This is a genomic window from Acidisoma sibiricum (assembly GCF_057837225.1).
The window spans coordinates 3,557,476-3,579,025 of record NZ_CM174445.1 but is presented as its reverse complement, the minus strand read 5'-3'; the positions used below and the strand labels follow the sequence as shown (position 1 = coordinate 3,579,025).

Below are 21,550 nucleotides of genomic sequence, written 5' to 3'. Positions count from 1 at the left end.
CAATCCGCACAATCGTCAATCCACCAATCGCGCCAGGCCACCCTGGCCGAGCGCCTGGGCGCTGGGCACCAGATCGCGTACCGGCAAACCGTCTGCCATGAGCTGCACGGTGATGGCGCGGGCGCGTTCCAGCGCCAGTGGCATGGCGGCGGACTGGGCGGCGAGCGCGTCACTGGATGCATCGCCATAGCCGGTGACGGCGATGCGAGCCGTTTGATGACTGGCCGCAAGCTGCTGCAGGGCGCGTTTCATCTTCGCTGTCAGCACGGCCGAACGCGGCGCGAAAGCGACCGGCACTGGCGGCACGGGCGGCAGCGGCGGCGGCGCCACATAGGGGGCGGGCTGCGGCAGCACTTTGGGCGGGACGTAGGTGGAGGGCACGGCCGGGATGGCGAAGCCCGGCACCGCGGCAGGTGCGGGCACGCTGGTGGGCACGGCGGGCGGATGCGCCTCATCCGGCTGGGCGACCGTGCCGGTCGCCCCCGGCACGCTCAGACCGTTATTGGGATCGAAAAACGTGTAATTGGTGCCGACCGCCTGGCCCTTGACTGGCTGCCCGGCGGCATTGACCGGTACGCTGTGCGGGCCGGGACTGCTGGTCGTCTGCGGTTGATCGGGTCCGCCGAAGGTCACGCTGGTGCCGTTGCCCGCCTTGGCAGGCGCCTGGGTCGCGGCGGTTGCGGCCTCGACGGTGCTGGCGGGCGGCAGTCCGGCATTGCTGCCGCCGGGGCCCTGGGCGGCCGCCAGGCGGCGGATGGCATCGGTATCGGCCTGCGACTGCGCGGGTGTCTGGGCGGTGGCCGTCGCCGCAGCCGGGGCCGTGACGGCCTTCGCGGGGGCCGCAGGGGCTGCGGCGGGCGCGCCGCTCGCGGCCGTCTGCGGCAAGGCCGGAATCGGATTGTCGGCCGCGTATTGATGGGCGGCCGCACCTTGAGAGGTCAGCGCCGACTTGAGGTCGGCCCATTCCCAGTCCGGCATGCCGGCCGGGCGCGTGGGTGCAGCGGCCAGATGCGGGAAGGGGGCATGCGGATTGGGCGGCGGCGGCCGGTCCTGCGCGATGGCGCCGCCCTCCAGTCCATGCCACCAGGAGACAGGGTCGATGGCATGGGGCACATCACTGCAGCCTGCCAGCAGCAGCATGAGGGCGGCCGGCGCCACACCCCAGACCGCGCTTCTGCGTGAGCGCCCTGTCGTGACTGTGGGTTGAACCCGGCTGCCCCGGCGCTTACCCTCGGAATCGGTTAGTACCATGTAGCGCATGTCCTTGTAGGCGGCGCCTGATCTAACCCAACCGGGGAAAGCCGGAAAGGATCGTGTCATGGCCGATAGCGAGAAACCGGACCCGCAAGACATCCGACTGCCGGACCCGGAGCTGGTGCGGCGCACCATGACCGATATTGCCGAGCGGTCCCAGCGGATCATGCTCGGCTGGCTGAAGCGCCAGGGCGCGGACAAGCCCGAGGCCGCCCGCGGCAGTGCCGACCCGCTCAATATCGGCGCAGCCTTTCTGGAGATGACGGCCCGGCTGATGGCCAATCCGGCCCGGCTGATGCAGGCCCAGATGGGCCTGTGGCAAGATTATATGGCGCTGTGGCAGAACACCACGCGGCGCATCATGGGGATTGAGACCGAGCCCGTGATCGCCGCCGACCCGCGCGACCGCCGCTTTAAGGACGGCGCCTGGCAAGACAATGAGATCTTCGACTTCATCAAGCAGAGCTACCTGCTTTCGGCCCGCTTCGTGCAGGACGTGGTCCGCGACGTCGACGGCATGGACCCTAAGGTCGCACAGAAGGTCGATTTCTACTCGCGCCAGTTCGTCGATGCGCTGAGCCCGAGCAATTTCCTGCTTACTAACCCGGAAGTGCTGCGCCGCACGGTGGAGACGGGCGGCGAAAATCTGCTCAAGGGTCTGACCAATCTGCTGACCGATCTGGAGCGCGGGCGCGGCAAGCTGCGCATCCGCATGACGGATACCGAGGCCTTCCGCCTGGGTGAGAATATTGCGACCAGCCCTGGCAAGGTCGTCTGGCAGACGCCGCTGATGCAGCTGATCCAGTATGCGCCGACAACGGAGGTCGTGCTGAAGCGTCCGCTGCTGGTCATTCCGCCCTGGATCAACAAGTTCTATATTCTCGACCTGCGCGCCAAAAACAGTTTCGTGCGCTGGGCCGTCAGTCAGGGCCATACGGTCTTCATGGTCTCCTGGGTCAACCCGGATGAGGAACTCTCGGCCAAGGATTTCGAGGACTATATGCAGGAGGGCATCCTCGCGGCGGTCGGCGCGATCGAGACCATCACCGGGCAGCGCGAGGTCAACGCCATCGGCTATTGCCTGGGCGGCACGCTGCTGGCGAGCACGCTCGCCTGGATGGCCGAGAAAAAGGATCGCCGCATCAAATCGGCGACCTATCTGGTGACGCTGCTGGATTTCGCAGAAGCGGGCGAGCTGGGCGTCTTTATCGACGAGCAGCAGATCCAGGCGCTGGAAGAGCGCATGAACAAGCGCGGCTATCTGGAGGGCAGCGAAATGTCGCAGACCTTCAATATGCTGCGCGCCAATGACCTGATCTGGTCTTTCGTGGTCAACAACTACCTGCTCGGCAACGAACCCTTCCCCTTCGATCTTCTGTATTGGAACAGCGACAGCACGCGCATGCCGGCGGCCATGCACAGCTTCTATCTGCGGCGCATGTATCAGGAGAATAAGCTGAAGGATGCCGGGGGCGTCAGCCTGTGTGGCGTGCCGATCGACCTTGGCCGCGTCAATTTGCCGATCTATATGCTGGCGGCGCGCGAAGACCACATCACACCCTGGAAATCGACCTATAAGGGCCTGGCCTATATGAAAGGCTCGAAGCGCTTCGTGCTGGCCGCGTCAGGCCATATCGCGGGTGTCGTCAACCATCCCGAATCGGGCAAATACAGCCATTGGGTGGCGCCATCGACGCCTGACAGCCCCGATGCCTGGGAGGAGATGGCGACCGAGATCGCGGGGTCCTGGTGGCCGGACTGGCAGCGCTGGGTGTCCCGCCTTGCGCCCGAGACCGTGCCCGCGCGTGAGCCGGGCGAGAACGTCACGGTGATCGAGGATGCACCCGGTTCCTACGTCAAGGTCATGGCGTGAGCACGGAGCTGTAACCCAAAGCAGAGGCGGTATGACACTGCGTCTATAAGTGTAGAGCAGATGGCATTGTGCGCTGGTGGTTGAGCAAGATATTACGATCGGAACTACACGCACCGCCATTCCCTCCTTTCCCGCGTTAGTCAACTCGATCTAGTATCGTGATGATCTAACGGGGAGACGGCTATGAAGTGGCTGGGTTTGCTTGTGGCATGTGGTTTGCTAACCGGCTGTGCGAGCAGCTCAATCATGCAACTAGACGCGAATACAGCAAAGATCACCGTCTCAGGGGCGCCGGTCTGCGGCGACACCGGCACCCAGCAGCTGGCTTACACTGACGCTGCAATCGCAACGTTGAAAGCCGGATTCGATGGGTTCATCATCTTAGGAGATGGCGAGTCCAGAACGCTCGCGGGCGTCTCGAGTATGCCCTCGTCATCAAGCACGACGACTCAGGGCAATATCAACATGAACAGCAGCGGAAATTTCACCAATGCTGCGTTGAGTAGCAGCAGTTCGACGACCTATTCTGGCGGGGCGACGATCCCGTTCTTCCGCCATAAGGAGGAGATCGTGGTCCGCATGTTCCACGCAACTGATCCGGCATTCTCTCAAGCGGTTCCCGCCAGAACCGCTCTTGGCCCGAACTGGGCGCGGAAAGTAGCGGACGGAACGCCTTCAACCTGTACGTGAGCGGCCTCCATTGGGGACCAAATGGCATATTTGTCAGATGCTCCTCGGACATCTCCCATATTCTCCGCTACGTCCTTGCGGAATTCCTAGGCGACTGATCAGGGATCGGACTAGCACTTATATAGAGGCCCACTTCCTGTCCGTGGCGCTTAAAGCTTGTCTCCTGTAGAAGCCTGCCATGACCTCTGACATGATTGCTCTTATTCTCGGCCTGATCGGCCTTCTTCTGGGCATCGTCGCCTTCTTCACGGCGCGCGGCGCGGCGCGGGAGCGGGACGGCAGCGCGGAGCGGCTGCGCCTGCAAGCCGACCAGATGCTGGCCGGCATCCGGGCGGAGGCCGATGGCACGCGCACCCAGCTCGCGGCCACGGAACGGGGCCTGACGGCCGCGATCCAGACCGGCACCACCGGCGCGCTGACGAAAGCCTTCGAGCAGATCACCGCCGCCACCACGGCCGTCTCGGCCGCCATGGACACGATGCGCCTGTCGGCCGTGGAGGAGCAGCGCCGCATCGGCGCCACGCTGGATCTGCAGCTGACCACGCTGCGTGAGAGCAACGAGAAGCAGCTCACCAGCTTGCGGGAAAGTAACGAGAAGCGTCTGGCTGAGATGCAGACCACGGTGAACGAGCAACTGCACGCCGCCGTTGAGAAGCAGATGGAGCAGAGCTTCGCCCGTGTGGTTGATCAGTTTACCGCCGTGCAGAAGGCGCTGGGTGACGTGCAGGCCGTGACCGCGCAGATCGGCGATATCAAGCGCCTGTTCACCAATGTGAAGACGCGCGGCGGCTGGGGTGAGGCGCAGCTGCGCGCCATGCTGGAAGACGTGCTGCCGATGGGCAGTTTTGAGGCCAACCGCAAGCTGCGCGAGGACAGCGACGACATGGTCGATTTCGCGGTCGCCATGCCGATGCGCGGCGGCGCCAAAGTGTGGCTGCCGGTCGATGCGAAATTCCCGGTCGAGGATTACGAGCGCCTCATCATCGCGGCCGAAGCGGGCGACACTGACGGCGAGCGTCAGGCGCGGCGTGGGCTTGAGCGCCGTCTGCGCGACGAAAGCCGCAAGATCTATGAAAAATACATCAATCCGCCGGTGACGGTGGAATTCGGCGTGCTGTATCTCGCGACCGACGGGCTTTATGCCGAGGTCGCCCGCGTGCCGGGCCTGCTGGAGGAAATGAGCCGCGAATTCCGCGTCATGATCCTGGGGCCAAGCCTGTTTCCGGCGCTGCTGCGCACCGTCCAACTCGGCCATGTCACGCTGGCGCTGGAGGAGAAGGCCGATCAGATTCGCGCCCTGCTGGGGGCGACCAAGACCGAGATGGCGAAAATGGATGTCGTGCTCGGCAAGCTTGCGAAGAATGCTTCCAGCATGAGCAATACGATCGAGCAGGCGCGCACGCGGGCGCGGCAGGTCGGGCGCAAGCTCAAGACCCTGGAATCGGTGGACGAGGGCAAGTCCGACGAAATCCTGGAACTCGAAACCGAGTTCCAGGCGCTGGAAGACGAAATCTGACGCGCTGCGGCGGGCCGGAATCCCCTGTTATTCCGGCCCGCCTCTCGACCCTCAGAACCGGTAGCCGATACCGGCACCGATCACTGTGGGGTTGAGGGCTGTCTTGGCCGTCACCTCACCCACGGCGCTGTCGATATGGGCCGTGGTATTGAGAAACATCTGCTTCGCATCGACATTTGCGAACCAGTGGCCGGAGAAGTTGTAGTCAAAGCCGATGTCGAGCGCGGGGCCAGCTGTGGTGTCCAGGCTGAACTTGTTGATGACCGGTCCAGAGGGATCGGTCGCGTAGAAGAAGGCGACCGTGACGCCGACACCGACATAGGGGCTGAAGCGGTCATCCGGCAGGAAGTGGTATTGCACGGTCAAGGTTGGCGGCAGCACCCAGGCATTGCCGACATCGACATGGCCGAGCGACGTGTCACCGGCGGAAATGCGATGATGCGTGCTGGCCGCGATGAGTTGCAGCGCCCAGTGGTTGGTCACGAAATAGGTGCCCGTCAGTTCGGGGGAGACGCCGCCGCTGGCATTCACCTTGCCGCCGATGGGCGAGATGCTGCTGGAGAAGGTTTCGGGTATCACGCCGATGATGCTAAGGCTGGCCTCGAATGTGCCGGCCCTGATCGGCACGTCGGCGGGTTCAAAGAAGCCGGAGGAAGCCGCCGGCGCTGGTGCTTGATTGGTCAAGCCCTGGGCGTGGGACACTGCAGGGTAAAGACCGAGAGCCGTCACTGCGATTCCCCCCAAGCCAATCATGCTCAACCGCTTCATGCAACCCTCCATCCGTCTGTCTATCTGTCTCTGAGGGCTATGAAGGCAGGCGCAGGCCGCAAAAACTTTGATCGAGCGCAAAGCACGATCATGCTGCAGTGCAATGCAGCCTTGCGCCGCCATGATCGGGATGGACGTCTGCCGCGCGGCCCCGTGATTGCCGCTGGGGGCGAAATCCCCCAGGATGACCTCGCCTGACGGCCTAAGCGGACGATTTGGCTAAGGTTTAATGAAACCATAAAAATAAGCGGTCTTTGGGCTAGTCTTAACCAAAAAATAAGTAGTTGTGGCCGACACCACGGCGGGCGATGTCATCATGGATCGACCCGGATTGCGCTTCTGGAGGCGGCTCTGACGACGGACAAGAGGCAGGCTCTATTGGCGGAGATCGATGCCCGCTATTTTGATGCGGCATTCTATCTGGAGACCTATGCCGATATCCGCCGTGCCGGCATCGATCCTTTTGTGCATTACCAGAACTGGGGTGTCTTCGAGGGTCGTGATCCCAACGCCTTCTTCTCCAATACCTGGTATCTGTTGCAGAACCCGGACGTGATGGATGCCGGGGTCAGCGCCCTCCATCACTATGCGACCTTCGGCGTCAAGGAAGGGCGCAATCCGCATCCGCATTTCGACATCAGTTTCTACGCCAATCAGGTGCCGGAGGCGGCGGAGGAGCCGCTGCTGTATCATCTGCGCATCGGGCAGGCCCGTGGCCTGCCGACGGAGCGCCAGTTCACGCTCGCCGAAGCGCAACCCTCCGGCGGCAAGCCGCATGAGCCGCCATCCGATATCGCGGTCGATGTCGTCATCCCCGTCTATCGCGGTCTGGCGGAGACCCAGCGCTGCCTGCGCAGCCTGCTGCGGGATCGCCGGCCCGGGCGGCCCGGGCTGCTGCACCGCATTGTGGTGGTGGACGATGCCTCGCCCGAGCCGGCACTCTCCCGCTATCTTGACCGTCTGGCGGCGCGCCGGTTCATTCATCTGCTGCGCAATCCGCGCAACCGCGGCTTCGTCGCTTCGGCCAATCGCGGCATCAAGGAAGCGGGCACGCGCGATGTCGTGCTGCTCAATGCCGATACTGAGGTGCCGGCCGGCTGGCTGAGCCGGCTCGCTGGCCATGCCTACAGCCACCCTAAGGTCGCCAGCGTCTCCCCCTTTTCCAATAATGCGACGCTATGTTCCTATCCCAGCGTGACAGGGGGGCCAATTCCCTTCGGCGAAAGCCTCGCGGCCATCGACGCGGCCTGCGCCGCCGCCAATGCCGGCCGGTCGGTCACCGTGCCGACGACGGTCGGATTCTGCATGTATATCCGGCGCGACGCCCTCGACGCGCTGGGCGTGCTGGATGCCAAAACCTTCGGCCGCGGCTATGGCGAGGAAAGCGACTTCTGCATGCGCGCCAATGTCGCCGGCTGGCGCCACCTGCTGGCTTGCGACCTTTTCGTCTATCACCGTGGCGAAGTGAGTTTCGGTGAGCATGCGCCGGAGCGTGTCGATCATGCGCTGCTGCTGCGGACCCGCTGGCCCGATTATGAGCGGCGCGTAGGGCTGCATCTGCGACTGGACGAGGCGCGGCCCTTTCGCCTGGCGACCACGCTGCAGCTTTTCGCGACCAACGGACGCCCCACCATTCTGATGGTCCAGCATGCCTATGATGGCGGCATCGGCCATTATGTCCGGGATCTGACGGAGCGCTGCAGGGGCCTGGCCAATGTGCTGCTGCTGCGCGCCACCATGGATGGGCGTGGCGTCGCGCTTGCCGTGCCGGGCGCGGCAGGACACCCGGACTATGTCATCCCCTTGCCGCAGAACGACATCACCGATCCTGATCTCGCTGACCGTGCTGCGCAGGCCGCCCTGCTGGCTGATCTTCTGTCCTTGTTGCGGCCGCTGCGCATTGCCCGCGTTCATGTGCAGCAATGGATCAATCTCAAACTGGACCTGCGCGCTTTGATCCGGGCGCTGGACGTGCCCTTCGACGTCACGGTGCATGACTGGCTCGGCATCTGCCCGCGCATCAATCTGCTGCCGGTGGCGGACGGGCCGAGCTGCGGCGAGCCGGCGGCGGCCATCTGCGACCGCTGCATCCAGGCGCGGGACGATACCGCGGCCCACGACATCACCGGCTGGCGGGCCGAACATGCCTGGCTGTTTCGTCTGGCCGATCGCGTTCTATGCGCGACCGAGGACAGTATCGCGCGGCTAGCCCGCTACGGCCTCGCGTCCCGCGCCGTGCTGGCCCCGCTGGAAGCGATGCCGGCGCTGGTGCCGCCTTGTCCGCCGCCGAGACCCGCCCCCGCACCCCTGCGCGGGCGCCGATCCCAGCGGCCTTTGCGCGTTGCCGTGCTCGGCGTGCTCGCGGATCACAAGGGCGCGCGCAGCGTCATGGCCTTGGCCGAACTGGCGAACGCCGAACGCCTGGCTGTGACCCTGATCGGCAAGTCCGAGCGCGGCATTCCGCAGGCTGCCCGCGCGACGCTGAGCGAAACCGGCGCCTATGAGCCCGAGGAACTGGCGGCGCTGATCGACCGCGTCGATCCCGAGGTCATCTGGTTCCCGGCGACCTGGCCCGAGACCTGGAGCTATACGCTGACCCAGGCGATCCTGTCCGGGCGGCCGATTCTGGCCTCCGATACGGGGGCCTTTCGCCTGCGTCTGGCTGGCCATCCGCGGGCCAGGCTGATCCCGCCCGATAGCGCGCCAGACGCGGTGATGGCGGCGCTCTCAACCCTCGGCCGAACGGCAGCGGCGGCGCTGGGGCGTCAGGTGGTCCGCCGGGCTGACCCCGCGCCGACGCTACCCGGCTATTACGATAGCGCCTATCAGGCGGCGCTCGCGGCCCCGGCGCTGCGCCGGGCGAAAGCCGCCGCCCCCGTCGATCTGCGGCAGGACGGGACATTGTCTGTCGTGCTGGTGCCGGAGCGGCTGGATATCGGCGTGCTGAGCGGTTGCACCTATATTCGCGGCCTTTTGCCGCTGTCCCACCCGGCTGCCGGGCGGGAGGTGCAGGTGACGCTGGCCTCAGCCGAGGAGGCGCTCGGCCTGAAGGCCGATCTTCTGGTCGCGCAGCGCTACGCCGTTTCGGGTCAGAGTGCTGCGCGCACCCTGCTGGCCCATGCGCGCAGCACCGGCATGCCGCTGCTCTATGATCTCGACGACGATCTTGTCGGTCTGCCGGAGGACCATCCCGAAGCGGCCCGGCTGCGCCCGCGCGTCGCCGGCATCACCGCTTTGCTGGCGGGGGCCAGCCGGGTCCATGTATCGACTGCGCAACTCGCCGATCAGGTGGCGCCACTGGTGCCGGGCGGCCTTGCCGCCATCGACATCGTCCCCAACGGCCTGGATGAGGGACTTTGGTCCCTGTCCGGCGACGATGGCGCGCGCGGGCAGGCGGCAGCTTTGGCCACGGCCGGCGTGCAGGCCGGCCCGGTGCGTGTGCTTTATATGGGCACTGCGACCCATGGCGCCGATCTGGACCACATTCTGCCGGCACTCAGCCGCCTGCATGAAAGCTTCGGTGAGCGGATATCCATCGAGCTTGTCGGCATCGTCGGGCCCGGTGAACTGCCGTCCTTCATCAAGCGCGTGGATGTGCCGCGCCGGGCGGGCCTGTCCTATCCGGCCTTCGTCGCCTGGCTCACCGATCGCCAGCGCCGGGACCCTTGGTCGATCGGCCTGGCGCCGCTGGTCGATACGCCCTTCAACCGCTGCAAATCGCCGATCAAGATGCTGGATTACGCGGCGCTGGGCCTGGCGACGGTGGCGTCCGACATGGCGGCCTATAATTCAGAAGCCACCGCGCTTGCGCAGCCGCTCAGCCTGGATGGGGTTGAGGCCGGTGGCTTTCTGGCGGCTGACGAGGCGCAGTGGTTCAACGCCATAGCCCGGCTGATCCGCCGCCCGGATCTGCGTCTGGCGATGGCAGAACGGGGACGCCAGACCTTGCTGCAGGGCGGAACGCTCGCCGCCCAGGCCATGTCGCGACGGTCGGCTTTGGCGGCGATGGTGGCCCATCAGACGAGACCGTCCGCGCGGGTAGCGCGCCAGACTGTGGCGCCGAAGGCTGAACCGCATCAGGCAGAGCCCGCGCGTGCGCGCAAGTCTATTGCCAAGAAGCGTGTGCTTTCCTCTGACCGCGCCTAAGCTCGATCCGGTTCATGCGCCGGAGAATGCGTCTTGCTGCGATTTCTGACAGTGCGGCGCCTTCTGCCGCGGACGGATCTGTGCCGCGACCGGGATGATCCAGCCGGGCAGCGGGTCACCACCATCGAGCTGTTCTTCGACCTTGTCTTCGTCTTTGCCGTGACGCAGCTGTCGCACAGCCTCCTGCCGGAGCCCACGGCCGCGAAGGCCATTCACACGCTGCTGCTGTTCGGCGCGATCTGGTGGATCTGGATCGATACCAGCTGGGTCACCAATTGGCTTGATCCCGATCGGGCCCCCGTGCGCCTGATGCTGCTCGCGCTGATGCTGGGCGGGCTTGTTCTGGCGGCAAGCATTCCGGCGGCCTTCGGTGATCGCGGCCTCGTCTTCGCCATCTGTTACGCCGTCATGCAGGTCGGGCGCTCGCTTTTCATGCTGTGGGCGCTGTATGGCCGCAGCCGCACCAATTTCCGCAATTTCCTGCGCATTACCATCTGGATGACGGCCACGGCGGTTCTGTGGATCGCCGGTGGCCTGGCAGAGGAGGAGGTGCGCTTTACCCTGTGGCTGCTGGCACTGGCGCTCGACCTCGCTTCGGCCTGGGCCGGGTTCTGGGTGCCGTATCTCGGCCGCTCGATGACGGCCGACTGGGATGTTGATGGCGGGCATCTGGCGGAGCGCTGCGGCGGTTTCGTGCTCATCGCGCTGGGCGAATCGATCACCGTCACAGGTGCGACCTTCTTTGAGGCCGCCTGGTCCTCTGCCGTGCTGGGCAGCTTCCTCGCGGCCTTTCTCGGCACGGCCGCGATGTGGTGGATCTATTTCGATACCGGAGCCGAGCGTGGCAGCCGGCATATTACGGCGGCGGCCGATCCGGGGCGCATCGCCCGCGTGCTCTATACCTATGTTCACGCCATCATCATCGCCGCCGTTATTCTGGGCGCGGTCGGCGATGACATGACGCTGGCCGCGGCGACCATGCCGGCCGGCCCGGTGGCTCTGCTGGTGCTGCTGGGTGCGCCCATCCTGTTTTTAATGGGCAATGTCGCCTTCAAACAGGCGATCAGCGGACGCCTGCCGCTATCGCATCTGGTCGGTCTGGCCTTGATGATCGGGGTGTCTCTGTGGTCCTCGGGGCAGAGCCTGCTGGCCGTCAACCTGGCCACCAGCGGCGTGCTCATCGTCGTCGCGATCTGGGAAAGCACCTCCTACCGCCGGCCAGCCTCCCGCTAAAAGGGGGCGGCGCGATTTGATGAGGCGGCGCCGCATCGCTAGAAGAGGTCCGTCATCAGGCTTTTTGGATAGGTTCGCATGCAGATCGAATGGACAGCGGGACGCCAGGCCTTTGCGGCGCGTGCCGCAGCCCAGGTAGCGGCAGTTCTGGCAGAAACACCCGAGCCGGCGATCGCACTGCCCACCGGCATGACGCCGGTAGGACTCTACCGGCAGCTTCTGGCGGAGCAGGACGCGGGCCGCGTCGCGCTGGGCCACGGCCATTACTTCAATCTGGACGAATATGTGGGCGTCGGCCAAAGCGACAGCCATAGTTTCGCGGCCTTTCTGGACCGGCATTTTCTGGGCGCGGCGCAGATTCCGGCTGCGCATATCCGTCTGCTGCATGGCGACGCACCCGATATCGTGGCGGAAGCGCAAGCCCATGACGCGGCGGTCGCCGCGCGGGGCGGGTTGGACCTGGCAATCCTCGGCCTCGGCGGCAATGGCCATATTGCCTTCAATGAGCCGGGGGCCGACTGGTCGGCCGGCACGCATATCGTGCCGCTCACGGACGAGACGCGAGCCGCGAATGCAGCCTATTTTAACGACGGATTCACGGTGCCGAGCCATGGCGTGACCATGGGCATCGGCATGCTGCGGGCCGCGCGCCGCATTCTGCTGATGGTCTCGGGCACCGCCAAGGCGGAGGCCCTGGCCATTCTGCTGGACGGCAAGCCCGACCCGGCCTGGCCGGTGACGGCGCTCTGCGGCCATCCTGATCTGATCCTGGTGGCGGATGAGGCGCTCCGCCCGGCGTGAAAACGGTCCTCGCAGCCCTCGGGCTTCTTCTTGCCAGCAGCATCCCGGTACTGGCCGCCGATACAGCGCTGTGCCGGCCGGCGGAGACCGATCTTGCGCCGAAACCGCTGCCGCTCAATCTGGTCACGGCCGCGCGGACAAGCTTCGGCTATCGCGCGATGCCGGCGGATGTGGTGCGCCGGCTGACGGTCTTCCGCTGTGCTGCAGGACAGCCCTTGATGTGCAGCTTTGGCGCCAATCTGCCCTGTGGCAAGGCCAATCGGGCGCCGAGCCTGCCCGCCGTGTCCAGCTGGTGCCTGATCCATCCGCAATCAGATGTCGTGCCGGCCTACGTGACCGGCCATGACAGCCTGTTCCAATGGCATTGCGCCGGTGGCCAGGCCGTGGCGAGCCACCCCGCGGCGATCGACGCCCAGGGCTATTTCGCCAGCTACTGGAAACCGGTGCCGTAAGGGGCTGGTGCGCCGATCACTCGGCCGGCGGCGTCATCGGGCCGCAGAGCTTCGCGAGTTCCGCTTCCGCATCATAATTGTAGGGCGCCTTGGTGCCCTTGGCATAATGCGCTGTCCATTCCACGAAGAAGGGGCGCCAACCGCTCAGGGTGTTTTCCTTGGTGCGGTAGGTGACGAAACCGCAAAGCGCCGTGCTCTTGCCGATGGACTCGAACTCGCCGGCGAATTTGGCGCTGCTCGGATGGGCCACCGAACTTGCGATATAGGCCTCACCCAGATCCTGCACCTTGCCATGCGGCGGCGCGACGAGCGTGCGCGTCTTGAAGACGGCCTGATTCTCAGGCGTCACCAGGGTCATGCCGGTCTTGCCGATATAGGGCTGGGGATAAACCTGGCCGCCGCCGGCGCAGGCAGCGAGTGGTGCGGCAAGCACAGAGAGCATGGCGAGCGTGCGGCATTTCATGGCGAGTGTCCCCAATGGATCGATTGAATGCTGCATAAGGGATTGCAGCGCCTGACCCAAGCCGTCGCTTTCCCGTTTCTGTTTTGCGCTATTCGGCTATAGGTGACGTCGTCCTGAGTGAGTAAGCGCGGTGCCAGATACGGGCCAGAAGTATTTTCGTCATCTGCCGACGCCTTCCGCTGTCACCGCGGCAGGTCTTCGCTTCATGCGGCATCATCTGGCCAGTGTCATCATTGCCCTGATCGCGCTGATGGGGGCCTCCACGCTGGTGGCTTACTTCGTCAGCCGGAGCGATCAGCTCCAGCTGCGCGACTATATCTGGACGAGCCGCGACATTCGGATGATTCAATTCGCGCTGCTCGATGCGCAGAGTGGCGTGCGGGGCGTCGTTCTGTCCGGTCAGCCGAACGATTTTGCCGCCTTCATGCGCGGCATGAGCAAGCTGAACAACGCTGATCCGGCGGTTCTTCATACCATTGATCTCCACGCCTTCGACGGCGCCAAGGGCAGCAGCCCGAATGTGGTGACGGACCATATCGCCCGCTTGCGGGATGCCTGGTCGGCCGCCGTGATGCTCGGCATGGACCATCAGCAGGCCGCGGCTGAGGCCGTGCTGGACAAGGCCCAGACCGCGCAGATGATGACGCAGCTGGAATCGATTATTGGCGGCTATCTGAGCTTTCGGACTCTCAAGGTCGATAGCTATTGGGATCAGTTTGCCGCCGAGCAGCGTCTGGTTCTGTTGATCAACCTTCTGGGCGCGCTGATTGCGATCGCCGCCACCTCATACGCTTTCGCCTCCAGCCGGCGTGAGGCGCGGGGGCGCGAGACTGCGATCCGCGCGAGCCTGACGGCCCGGCATGAGGTCGAGACGCTGTTTGGCATGACCGAGATTTTGCAGAGTGCTGCGACCCGAGACGATGTCAATGCCGTGCTGCGCGCGACCGCAAGCCAACTTCTGCCCGATCTCGGCGGCACGCTGTACGTCTTCAACAATTCCCGCGACCGGCTGGATTTCGCCACCGAATGGGGCGTGCCAAGCGGCGCGCCGGTCCATATCGTGCCCGACAGCTGCTGGGCGCTGAAGCGTGGCAAGCCGCATCTGAATACCAATGATGCGGAGGCCTTGCGCTGCGCGCACAGCGATTTGGGCGTTGCAAGCTTTGAAATTCCGATCGTCGCGCGCGGCGAGGTTCATGGGCTTCTGGTTCTGCGCGGGATGCCGCTGACGGATGCCGAGACCCGCAAGCGCATCCAGCCCGTCGTGATTGCGCTGGCCGATGCCATGTCGCTCGCCCTGTCCAATATCGCGCTCAGCGAACGGCTGCGCAACCAGGCCCTGCGCGACCCTTTGACCAGTCTCTACAATCGCCGCTTCCTGGAAGAAATGCTCGAGCGGTTGACGACGGATGCCGAACGGCGCCGGGCGCCGGTCGCGGCCATCATGATGGATCTCGACCACTTCAAGAATCTCAACGACCATTACGGCCATGCGGCCGGGGATCTGGCGCTGCGCGATACCGCGAGCGCGGTTCTGGCCTGCCTGCGCCCGGCCGATATCGGCTGCCGCTATGGCGGCGAGGAACTGGCGATTCTGCTGCCCGATACCACCCTGGCGGACGCCGTGACACGGGCCGAACAGATCCGGGCCCGCATCAGCGCCACGACCGCAAGCAATATTGCCGTCACGGCATCCTTCGGCGTGGCCTCGATGCCGGAGAATTGCAGCCGCGCGAGCGAGTTGCTGCCGATGGCGGATAAGGCGCTCTACCTCGCCAAGGATCAGGGCCGCAATCGCGTGGTCGCAGCGCCGATGCGTCCGTCCGCCGAGATGCTGCAACTGACCCATGCGGGATGGAACCTGGCCGATAAGCGGGCCGGAGATTGAGGCAGCGTGGGTTCAGCCCGGATTGGGCACCAGGGCGATAAAGTGGTCGAGCGGGCAGGCGTGGGCGTCCACGCTTTGGCCGCAGCCGGGAATCGCAATGGCCGTTACGGGCGGGGGCGCGGCTGCGCTCAGAAGTGACAGCGTACGCATCTGGTCCAGTGTCTGGGCGAGGTAGCGGACGGTGACATAACGGGCGCCGCTGGCAGGGTCGCGCAGCAGGGTGAAGATGAGGCCCCCGCCGGGTGCGGGCTCATCTGGTGGGTAATTGGCAAGCTGCCAGTGCAAATCCCAAAGGCCACCGAGGGCCGCGATATTGGTATCATGCCCGACGAGGATGGTAACGGGCGGGCTATTGCCGTCGGTCAGCGCCGCCGCGATGCGGCGCGCGAGCGGGCCGCCCGCGAAGCGCGCGATGGGCAGCGGGCGCAGCGTGACCGCGAATTCTTCGACATGGAAGGCCAGGAGTTGCAGCACGAGGTCGCGGTCGGCGCGGCCCCAGGCCACGTCATCCATCGGCATGCCTTCGGCATATTCCATGCCGAACGCGATGGCCGCCGAGCGGGCGGCTGGGATCTGACCGCGAAGAGTTGGCAGCATGGCGGGCGCATGCGGCATGATCGCGTTCGGCAGGTCGAGGAAGGCGTGCGTGGCCGGTGCGAGCGTCGCCTGCATGGCGAGAAAAAGGGCGGGCCTGCGATCCATCGGCGTGTCCAGGCTGCCGCCGGCCGCGCGGATCATGGCCGCTGTGGCCGTGGCGGGATCGAAGCCTGGCCAGGGGCCGCGGCTGCTGAAGAGCGGATCGGGCGCATGGGCCGCGTGGCCGATCGGCGGTGGGCATCCCGGTGAGAGCCCAGCGGCCAAAGCGGCGCCGGTTGCTTCCGTCCGCTCGTCGGTATCCACATAGAGCGTAACGGCATGGGGCGCGAGGCAGCCGCCGGCCGGCCAGAGGCCGAAGCCCGCGAAAAGCTGTCGCTCATACATGCCGAGCAGGGTGATGGCCGCCGCGCCATGGGGGGTCAGATCACCGTCGGGCACCGGCCAGACCGGCCAGGGCTGCGGCGCAAGCGCGAGCGGCATCGGTGGCGATTCGATCGGCGGCCGAATGCCGTGCCGCATGACGACGACGATGCGGTCGACCACCAGACGATGATCGGCGGTGGCCAGTGCGACGGGCTGCGGGAGCAGCAGTGCGGCGAGCACAAAAAAGATTCGAATACGCATCGGGTAACGCTAAGCGCAAACGGCCGCCTGAGCCAGGGTGGCTAGGCGGGTTCTTCAGCAGCGATGCAGTCCTCCAGAATATCCAGAGCCTGCATCATCTGATGCTCGGTTGTGATCAGCGGCGGCGTCAAGGTCAGCACATTGCCCATGGTCGTCTTGAAGCTGAGGCCACGATCCATCGCGCGATAGAGGATGGCTTCGGCGGCATCGCTTGCGGCGGTCTTGGCCGCGCGGTCGGTGACGAGTTCAACACCCAGCAGCAGGCCGCGCCCGCGGACATCGCCGATGAGGGGGTGGCGATCCTTCATGCTGTGAAGGCGATCAAGCGCGAGCGCGCCGACGCGGCGGGCATTCTCCACCAGATCCTCGTCCTCGATGATCTGCAGGGTCGTCAGCGCGGCGCGGGCTGTCACCGGATTCTTTTCATGGGTGTAATGGCCGAAGGCATAGGCGCCCGCGACGTCGAGACCGGCACGGCAGAGCACGGCCGCGATGGGCAGAATGCCGCCACCCAAAGCCTTGCCGAGGACCAGGATATCGGGTGTCACGCCATCATGATCGCAGGCGAACATGCGGCCGGTCTTGCCAAGTCCCGTCGGGATTTCATCGAAGATCAGCAGCGTGCCATGGGCGCGGCAGGCGTCCTGCACCGCGCGCCAATAGCCGGGCGGTGGCAGATAGGGCACGGCGCGGGCGGGCTCGGCGATAACGGCGGCGACATCGCCTTCGCGTTCCAGCACGTAGCGCAGATAGTTGGCACAGGCCATGTGGCAGAGGTCGAGGTCCGGCACGCCGTTCGGCGCCGGATGACCGTAAGGGCAGCGATAGCAGGCAAAGGGGGCCACATGTTCGGTGCCTGGCAGCAGCGGTCCGATGGGGCCGGAGCGGAACATCGCCTCACCACCCACGCTCGCGGCAGCAAAGCCCGCGCCATGAAAGGCGTCCCAGAAGGAGATGGTCTTGAAGCGGCCGGTGGCGGCGCGCGCGACTTTCAGCGCGACCTCCACCGCATCCGAGCCACCGGTGGTGAACAACACCTTTGACAGGTCACCCGGCGCGATGGCGGCGAGCTTTTCGGCGAGGGCGACAGCGGGTTCGCAGGTAAAGCGGCGCGGCGCGAAGGGCAGGGAGTCCATCTGTGCGGCGATCGCCGCCTTCAGCCGCGGGTGGCCGTAACCGATATGATGGACGTTGTTGCCGTGGAAATCCATGAAGCGGCGGCCGGCGACATCCTCAATCCAGATGCCGTCCGCCCGCGCGATGGCATTGAGGCACGGGGAGGAGACCGATTGATGCAGAAAGGCGCGCGCGTCGCGCGCTATGAGGTCGCGGCTCGCCCCCTGGATATTGCGCGCGGCCCAGTCACGCCGCCGCGGTGAGTGGTTGACGTCGCCTTCACCGGCACGCACCTCACCGGGAGAGACCGTGACCGTCACGCTGCCAGGCTCAAGGCGTCTCACCCCGCGCCATGCGCAGTTCGATCTCATCGAGCACGTGAAGAAGGTCGGCGATACTGTCGATAACGAAATGGGCGCCGACGCCGAGCAGCGTTTCCTCGGCACCTGCGCGAAGCGACGCCTGCTCCTCTGGCGGGGTTGCCTGCCATTCCTCCTGGCTGAGGCCGACGCAATTGCCGGAAATGCTAACGCCGACCGTCCAGGTGCCGGCGGCGAGGCCTTCCAGAATGCCGGGCTCGGTGTCGTCGATCTTGACGACGGCGGCGGGCGGATAGACTCCGAGATCGGCAAAGCAGCGATACATCATGAGCGGGGTAGGGCGGCCGTCTGCCAAGTCTCCGGCACAGACGAGATTGTCTGGCGCATAGCCCTGCGCCGCCGCCAGCGGCAGCACGCGTTCCATGATCGGGCGGACATAGCCGGTGGTGGAGCCGAGCCTCAGGCCCCGCGATCGCACAGCCTCGGCCATCGCGGCGGCCCCCGGAATGAGGGTGCAGAAGTCGCTCACGACCTCGGTATTCAAAGGCACGAAGACAGCATAGAGCGCGTCGATCTCAGCCTCGCCGGGCGGCGCGCCATGCACCTCCGCCCAGCGCGCCGCAATCGCCGGATCGGCCATCAGCGCCGCGATATGGGCGCGTTTCGGCAGGCCCATGGGCTTGCGCGCTTCCGCGACTGTCACCGCCACGTCGAAGCGCTGATAGGCTTCGACGAAAGCGCCCATCGGCGCCCGTGAGCCGAAATCGATAACCGTGCCGGCCCAGTCGAAGATCGCGGCTTTGAGACGATAGGTCATGCGCAGAGTTCCTGAATGACCTCTTCGCCGATGGCGAAGGCGGTGGAGGCGCCGGTGCCGCTGGTGACGACGGTCAGCCGCACGTCATCCATCGGCGTGTCGAGCAGGGCAAGGCGGTCGGGGGCCGAGGCATAGGTGCCGATCCAGCGCTCGGTGATATCATAGGCGACATCGGGGAAGACGGCGTGGAATTCATCCAGAACCAGCTCGTCGAGCGCGGCATCGGCGAAGGGGTCCATGGTGTCGCCGTAGACATGGGTATCACCGACCACCAGGCTGCCATCGGCCGATTGCACGGCGATGAGATGGACGCCACCGGCCAGATGCGCGGGCTGCTCCTGCTTCAATCGTGCCAGGAGCGGTGCAGCCTCAGGCAGTTCCGAATAGCCGAGATAGCGGACGAGCGAGAGGTCGGTCATCACCGCGCAGCCGAGCGGCAGCGGCGCGCGGGGTTTAAGGCGCATCATCTGGAGCTTGGACCGCGTGACCTGGAATGCCGCCAACCGGTCGGCGAAGAGCGTTGCTAGATCATCGCCTGGGCAGACGGCGATTTTGGTGGCTTCGATGACGCCGTCGCTGGTTACGACGCGGCCGCGCTCGACGCCATGCACGGCAACGCCGCGCAGGAAGGTGACACCACGCGCTTCCGCCAGCCACTGATTGAGTTTGGGAATGGCGTCGCGGGATTCGACCCGACGGTCATGCGGGGAATAGAGCACGGCTTCGGCCTCGCCCGTCATCCAGGGAAAGCGCGACCGGCCTTCGTCGGGGCTCAGCAACGCGCAACCGACGCCCATCTCTGCGTGGTCGCGGAAGGCTTCCAGCACTGCCGCCGCTTCCGGGCGGCGGGCGACGACGGCCAGGCCCTGATGCAGGATCGGAATGCCGGCCTGGGGGGCCACCTCTTCCCAAATGTCGCGCGACCGCATGGCGCGGCGCCAGCATTCGCCCTGCTGCTGGCCGGTGACGGTGACGAAGCCGAAATTGCGGATAGAGGCGCCGACCGATCGCTGGTCGCGGTCGATGACGATCACCCGTAGGCCAAGGCGGCTGGCCGCCAGGGCGTGGGCAATGCCGACGATGCCGGCGCCGACAATGGCAATGTCATAGGTCATGGGCGGACTCGCGCAGAGGCTTGCCTCATAGCGAGCCGCGCGGGTGCGGAGCAATCAGTGCCACCCGGTTGGCCAGCCGCTTCATGAGACTGTCACACTAGGACTGACACAATGACGGCCGGCGGGAAAGTCCGTAAATGCACTATTTAAAAAGGTGTAAAATACGGAATATTTATTATTTTACACTTTTAATCGCACAACGATTTGGCTATCCTGATTTCAGCGATAGAAAAGGTGAAATATGCCGTGGTTCCGAATGCCAGGTTCGTGTCGGTGATCAAGCGCAAGCTTGCGGTCATTCTTCGTATCCTCACGCCACGGACAGATTTGCTCATGAACCCTTATTTCGTGCCGGTATTGGCGCAGCTTCTGATGGAGGGGGTGGCGCGCCGCGCCCTCTCGCAGACATCGCACGGCTCCCCTCAGTCGCTCACCCCGGTTTTCCTGCCGGTATCGATCGCGGATGAGTCCGCGCGGCGGCGCGTCCGTGCCGAAGATCAGGCCCGGACAGGCTTTCGCGGCGGACGCAACTTCGGCAGCCCCGGCTCATTTCAATAACATAGCCCCTGCCGCCGCGCGTCTGTTGCGCGGCGGCAGGGTTAAATCTCAGCTCACTCCGCCGACCATCCAGAATTTCGGCGGCTCCGTACCGTTGACCGCATAGTCGCCCACGATGCGCTGCTTGTAGATCAGCGGATTGTGCGAGGAGAGGGTACGGGCATTGCGCCAATGCCGATCCAGCGCTGTGGCGCGAATGGTGGCGGAGGCGCCCAGCGCATCGAACAGCGTCTCGGTCGCCTCCAGCGTCAGTTTGGCCACGACCGGCTGCGCCTGATCGACGCTGATTTCGCTGATCACCGCGGCGCTATCAGCCTCCTCCGGCCGGTCAGCGATGGAATGCTCGTAGACGGCCTGGGCAGCTTGCGCTGCCTGCAGGGTGGTGGCTGCGGCCGCATAGGCGAGGCTGCGGACATGGCCCACCACCTGCAGCACCTGCGGATCGGTCTGCACAGTACCGGCTGCACCATGGCTATAGGCGCGGCGGCGGCTAGCCACCTGCTCGGTCAGATCGCGCGCGGCGGCCCGGCCGATGCCCGAAAGCGTCGCCAGATGCACCAGCTGGTAGAAGGCGGTCCGATATTTAGACCGGGCGGTGAAGGGGAAGACATCGGCGGGATCGACCGCTGTATTCTCGAAGACCGTAGTGCCGCTGCCGGTCAGCGTTTGGCCGAAGCCGGCCCAGTCATCATGGCGCGTGACCCCCGGCGCCGTGGTCGAGACCAGGCCGCTGACCACCTCGCCATCCAGTTCGGCGGCGAAATTGATCCAATCGGCATAGAGCGTGCCCGTACTGTAGAATTTGGTCCCGGACAGACGCAGGATATCGCCATCGGCCTGCAGGCGAGTCTCGAAGGAACCGAGCGTATTGCCGGATGCTTCGCTGAGCGCGCTGCCGACCAATTCGCCGCGCAGGAAGCGCGGAATCCAGCGAGCGCGGCGGGCAGGGGTGCCGGCCGCAATGATATCTTCGACGGCGCCAAAATGCGCGCGCAGCGCCTGTGCTACATTGGAATCCGCGGCGGCGAGTTCGATGAGAAGCCCGAAAAGCTCGGGCAGGGTCGCACCCAAGCCGCCCTCGGCGACGGGGATGCGCAGCGTGCCGAAGCCGGCGTCTTTCAGCCAGGCAATCGGTTCATGCGGCAGGATGCGTTCCGCGTCCCGCTGGACGGCACCGGTCGCGATACGCTGGAATATGGGCCGGAACTGTGCGGCCAGGGCCGCATAACGCGCAGAAGCCGGAGAGGGCCAAGCGGTTTCGGTTTGAGTCATTGGCACCTCAATAATAGCGATAAAGATTAGGTATATCAAAAAGACGC

At 65.3% G+C, this 21,550-nt stretch carries 17 protein-coding genes; 9 read left to right on the top strand and 8 right to left on the bottom strand.

Annotated features, from left to right (window positions below):
- Positions 1-15: 15 nt before the first annotated feature.
- Positions 16-1,251 carry an OmpA family protein gene (locus tag AC3G7M_RS17015; RefSeq protein WP_489213315.1) on the bottom strand — a complete coding sequence of 412 codons (1,236 nt, stop codon included), beginning with the start codon at positions 1,249-1,251 and terminating at the stop codon, positions 16-18.
- A 67-nt stretch (positions 1,252-1,318) separates the two neighbouring features.
- Here AC3G7M_RS17015 and AC3G7M_RS17010 point away from each other — a divergent pair, with 67 nt between their 5' ends.
- The 3 genes from AC3G7M_RS17010 (at position 1,319) to AC3G7M_RS17000 (ending at position 5,333) form a co-directional block, all read left to right on the top strand.
- Complete coding sequence (locus AC3G7M_RS17010) at positions 1,319-3,127, top strand: PHA/PHB synthase family protein (protein ID WP_489213314.1); 1,809 nt, start codon at positions 1,319-1,321, stop codon at positions 3,125-3,127.
- Positions 3,128-3,310: 183 nt separating this feature from the next.
- On the top strand, positions 3,311-3,817 hold the full coding sequence (locus AC3G7M_RS17005) for a YgdI/YgdR family lipoprotein (protein WP_489213313.1): 507 nt from the start codon (positions 3,311-3,313) through the stop codon (positions 3,815-3,817).
- Positions 3,818-3,995: 178 nt separating this feature from the next.
- A complete protein-coding gene (locus AC3G7M_RS17000) occupies positions 3,996-5,333 on the top strand; it encodes a DNA recombination protein RmuC (RefSeq protein ID WP_489213312.1) in 1,338 nt (445 codons plus the stop codon).
- A gap of 51 nt (positions 5,334-5,384) precedes the next feature.
- Here AC3G7M_RS17000 and AC3G7M_RS16995 read toward each other — a convergent pair whose 3' ends face one another.
- Positions 5,385-6,101, bottom strand: a complete 717-nt coding sequence (locus AC3G7M_RS16995) for an OmpW/AlkL family protein (protein ID WP_489213311.1) — start codon at positions 6,099-6,101, stop codon at positions 5,385-5,387.
- Positions 6,102-6,479: 378 nt separating this feature from the next.
- Between AC3G7M_RS16995 and AC3G7M_RS16990 the strand changes: the two genes are divergently transcribed.
- The 4 genes from AC3G7M_RS16990 (at position 6,480) to AC3G7M_RS16975 (ending at position 12,733) form a co-directional block, all read left to right on the top strand.
- Positions 6,480-10,247, top strand: coding sequence for a glycosyltransferase (locus AC3G7M_RS16990; protein WP_489213310.1), 3,768 nt, complete (start codon positions 6,480-6,482; stop codon positions 10,245-10,247).
- Positions 10,248-10,280: 33 nt separating this feature from the next.
- Positions 10,281-11,480 carry a low temperature requirement protein A gene (locus tag AC3G7M_RS16985; RefSeq protein ID WP_489213309.1) on the top strand — a complete coding sequence of 400 codons (1,200 nt, stop codon included), beginning with the start codon at positions 10,281-10,283 and terminating at the stop codon, positions 11,478-11,480.
- A gap of 78 nt (positions 11,481-11,558) precedes the next feature.
- A complete protein-coding gene (locus AC3G7M_RS16980; RefSeq protein WP_489213308.1) occupies positions 11,559-12,281 on the top strand; it encodes a glucosamine-6-phosphate deaminase in 723 nt (240 codons plus the stop codon).
- Entirely contained in the window at positions 12,278-12,733 is a 456-nt protein-coding gene (locus tag AC3G7M_RS16975; protein ID WP_489213307.1) for a hypothetical protein, read from the top strand. The genes AC3G7M_RS16980 and AC3G7M_RS16975 overlap by 4 nt, the downstream gene beginning before the upstream one ends.
- Before the next feature lie 16 nt (positions 12,734-12,749).
- On the opposite strand, the gene AC3G7M_RS16970 is transcribed toward AC3G7M_RS16975, so the two are convergent.
- A complete protein-coding gene (locus tag AC3G7M_RS16970; protein ID WP_489213306.1) occupies positions 12,750-13,196 on the bottom strand; it encodes a hypothetical protein in 447 nt (148 codons plus the stop codon).
- A gap of 130 nt (positions 13,197-13,326) precedes the next feature.
- On the opposite strand from AC3G7M_RS16970, the gene AC3G7M_RS16965 reads away from it, so the two are divergent.
- Positions 13,327-15,084, top strand: coding sequence for a GGDEF domain-containing protein (locus AC3G7M_RS16965; RefSeq protein ID WP_489213305.1), 1,758 nt, complete (start codon positions 13,327-13,329; stop codon positions 15,082-15,084).
- A 12-nt stretch (positions 15,085-15,096) separates the two neighbouring features.
- Here AC3G7M_RS16965 and AC3G7M_RS16960 read toward each other — a convergent pair whose 3' ends face one another.
- Genes AC3G7M_RS16960 through AC3G7M_RS16945 form a run of 4 tightly spaced genes read right to left on the bottom strand, consistent with a single transcriptional unit; the run spans position 15,097 to position 19,673 of the window.
- On the bottom strand, positions 15,097-16,305 hold the full coding sequence (locus AC3G7M_RS16960) for a histidine phosphatase family protein (protein ID WP_489213304.1): 1,209 nt from the start codon (positions 16,303-16,305) through the stop codon (positions 15,097-15,099).
- 41 nt (positions 16,306-16,346) lie between these two features.
- Complete coding sequence (gene pbfA, locus AC3G7M_RS16955; RefSeq protein ID WP_489213303.1) at positions 16,347-17,765, bottom strand: (R)-1-hydroxy-2-aminoethylphosphonate ammonia-lyase; 1,419 nt, start codon at positions 17,763-17,765, stop codon at positions 16,347-16,349.
- A complete protein-coding gene (gene phnX / locus AC3G7M_RS16950; RefSeq protein WP_489213302.1) occupies positions 17,752-18,558 on the bottom strand; it encodes a phosphonoacetaldehyde hydrolase in 807 nt (268 codons plus the stop codon). The genes pbfA and phnX overlap by 14 nt, the downstream gene beginning before the upstream one ends.
- A complete protein-coding gene (locus tag AC3G7M_RS16945) occupies positions 18,555-19,673 on the bottom strand; it encodes a TIGR03364 family FAD-dependent oxidoreductase (RefSeq protein ID WP_489213301.1) in 1,119 nt (372 codons plus the stop codon). The genes phnX and AC3G7M_RS16945 overlap by 4 nt, the downstream gene beginning before the upstream one ends.
- Before the next feature lie 204 nt (positions 19,674-19,877).
- Here AC3G7M_RS16945 and AC3G7M_RS16940 point away from each other — a divergent pair, with 204 nt between their 5' ends.
- Positions 19,878-20,231 carry a hypothetical protein gene (locus tag AC3G7M_RS16940; RefSeq protein WP_489213300.1) on the top strand — a complete coding sequence of 118 codons (354 nt, stop codon included), beginning with the start codon at positions 19,878-19,880 and terminating at the stop codon, positions 20,229-20,231.
- Positions 20,232-20,279: 48 nt separating this feature from the next.
- On the opposite strand, the gene AC3G7M_RS16935 is transcribed toward AC3G7M_RS16940, so the two are convergent.
- A complete protein-coding gene (locus AC3G7M_RS16935) occupies positions 20,280-21,503 on the bottom strand; it encodes an acyl-CoA dehydrogenase family protein (protein WP_489213299.1) in 1,224 nt (407 codons plus the stop codon).
- Positions 21,504-21,550 lie beyond the last annotated feature (47 nt).

Bases quoted from the DNA above. Each gene is read 5' to 3' on its own strand.
- AC3G7M_RS17015 (WP_489213315.1), bottom strand. From the start codon at position 1,251: ATGGTACTAACCGATTCCGAGGGTAAGCGCCGGGGCAGCCGGGTTCAA.
- AC3G7M_RS17010 (WP_489213314.1), top strand. From the start codon at position 1,319: ATGGCCGATAGCGAGAAACCGGACCCGCAAGACATCCGACTGCCGGAC.
- AC3G7M_RS17005 (WP_489213313.1), top strand. From the start codon at position 3,311: ATGAAGTGGCTGGGTTTGCTTGTGGCATGTGGTTTGCTAACCGGCTGT.
- AC3G7M_RS17000 (WP_489213312.1), top strand. From the start codon at position 3,996: ATGACCTCTGACATGATTGCTCTTATTCTCGGCCTGATCGGCCTTCTT.
- AC3G7M_RS16995 (WP_489213311.1), bottom strand. From the start codon at position 6,101: ATGAAGCGGTTGAGCATGATTGGCTTGGGGGGAATCGCAGTGACGGCT.
- AC3G7M_RS16980 (WP_489213308.1), top strand. From the start codon at position 11,559: ATGCAGATCGAATGGACAGCGGGACGCCAGGCCTTTGCGGCGCGTGCC.
- AC3G7M_RS16970 (WP_489213306.1), bottom strand. From the start codon at position 13,196: ATGAAATGCCGCACGCTCGCCATGCTCTCTGTGCTTGCCGCACCACTC.
- AC3G7M_RS16960 (WP_489213304.1), bottom strand. From the start codon at position 16,305: ATGCGTATTCGAATCTTTTTTGTGCTCGCCGCACTGCTGCTCCCGCAG.
- phnX (WP_489213302.1), bottom strand. From the start codon at position 18,558: ATGACCTATCGTCTCAAAGCCGCGATCTTCGACTGGGCCGGCACGGTT.
- AC3G7M_RS16945 (WP_489213301.1), bottom strand. From the start codon at position 19,673: ATGACCTATGACATTGCCATTGTCGGCGCCGGCATCGTCGGCATTGCC.
- AC3G7M_RS16935 (WP_489213299.1), bottom strand. From the start codon at position 21,503: ATGACTCAAACCGAAACCGCTTGGCCCTCTCCGGCTTCTGCGCGTTAT.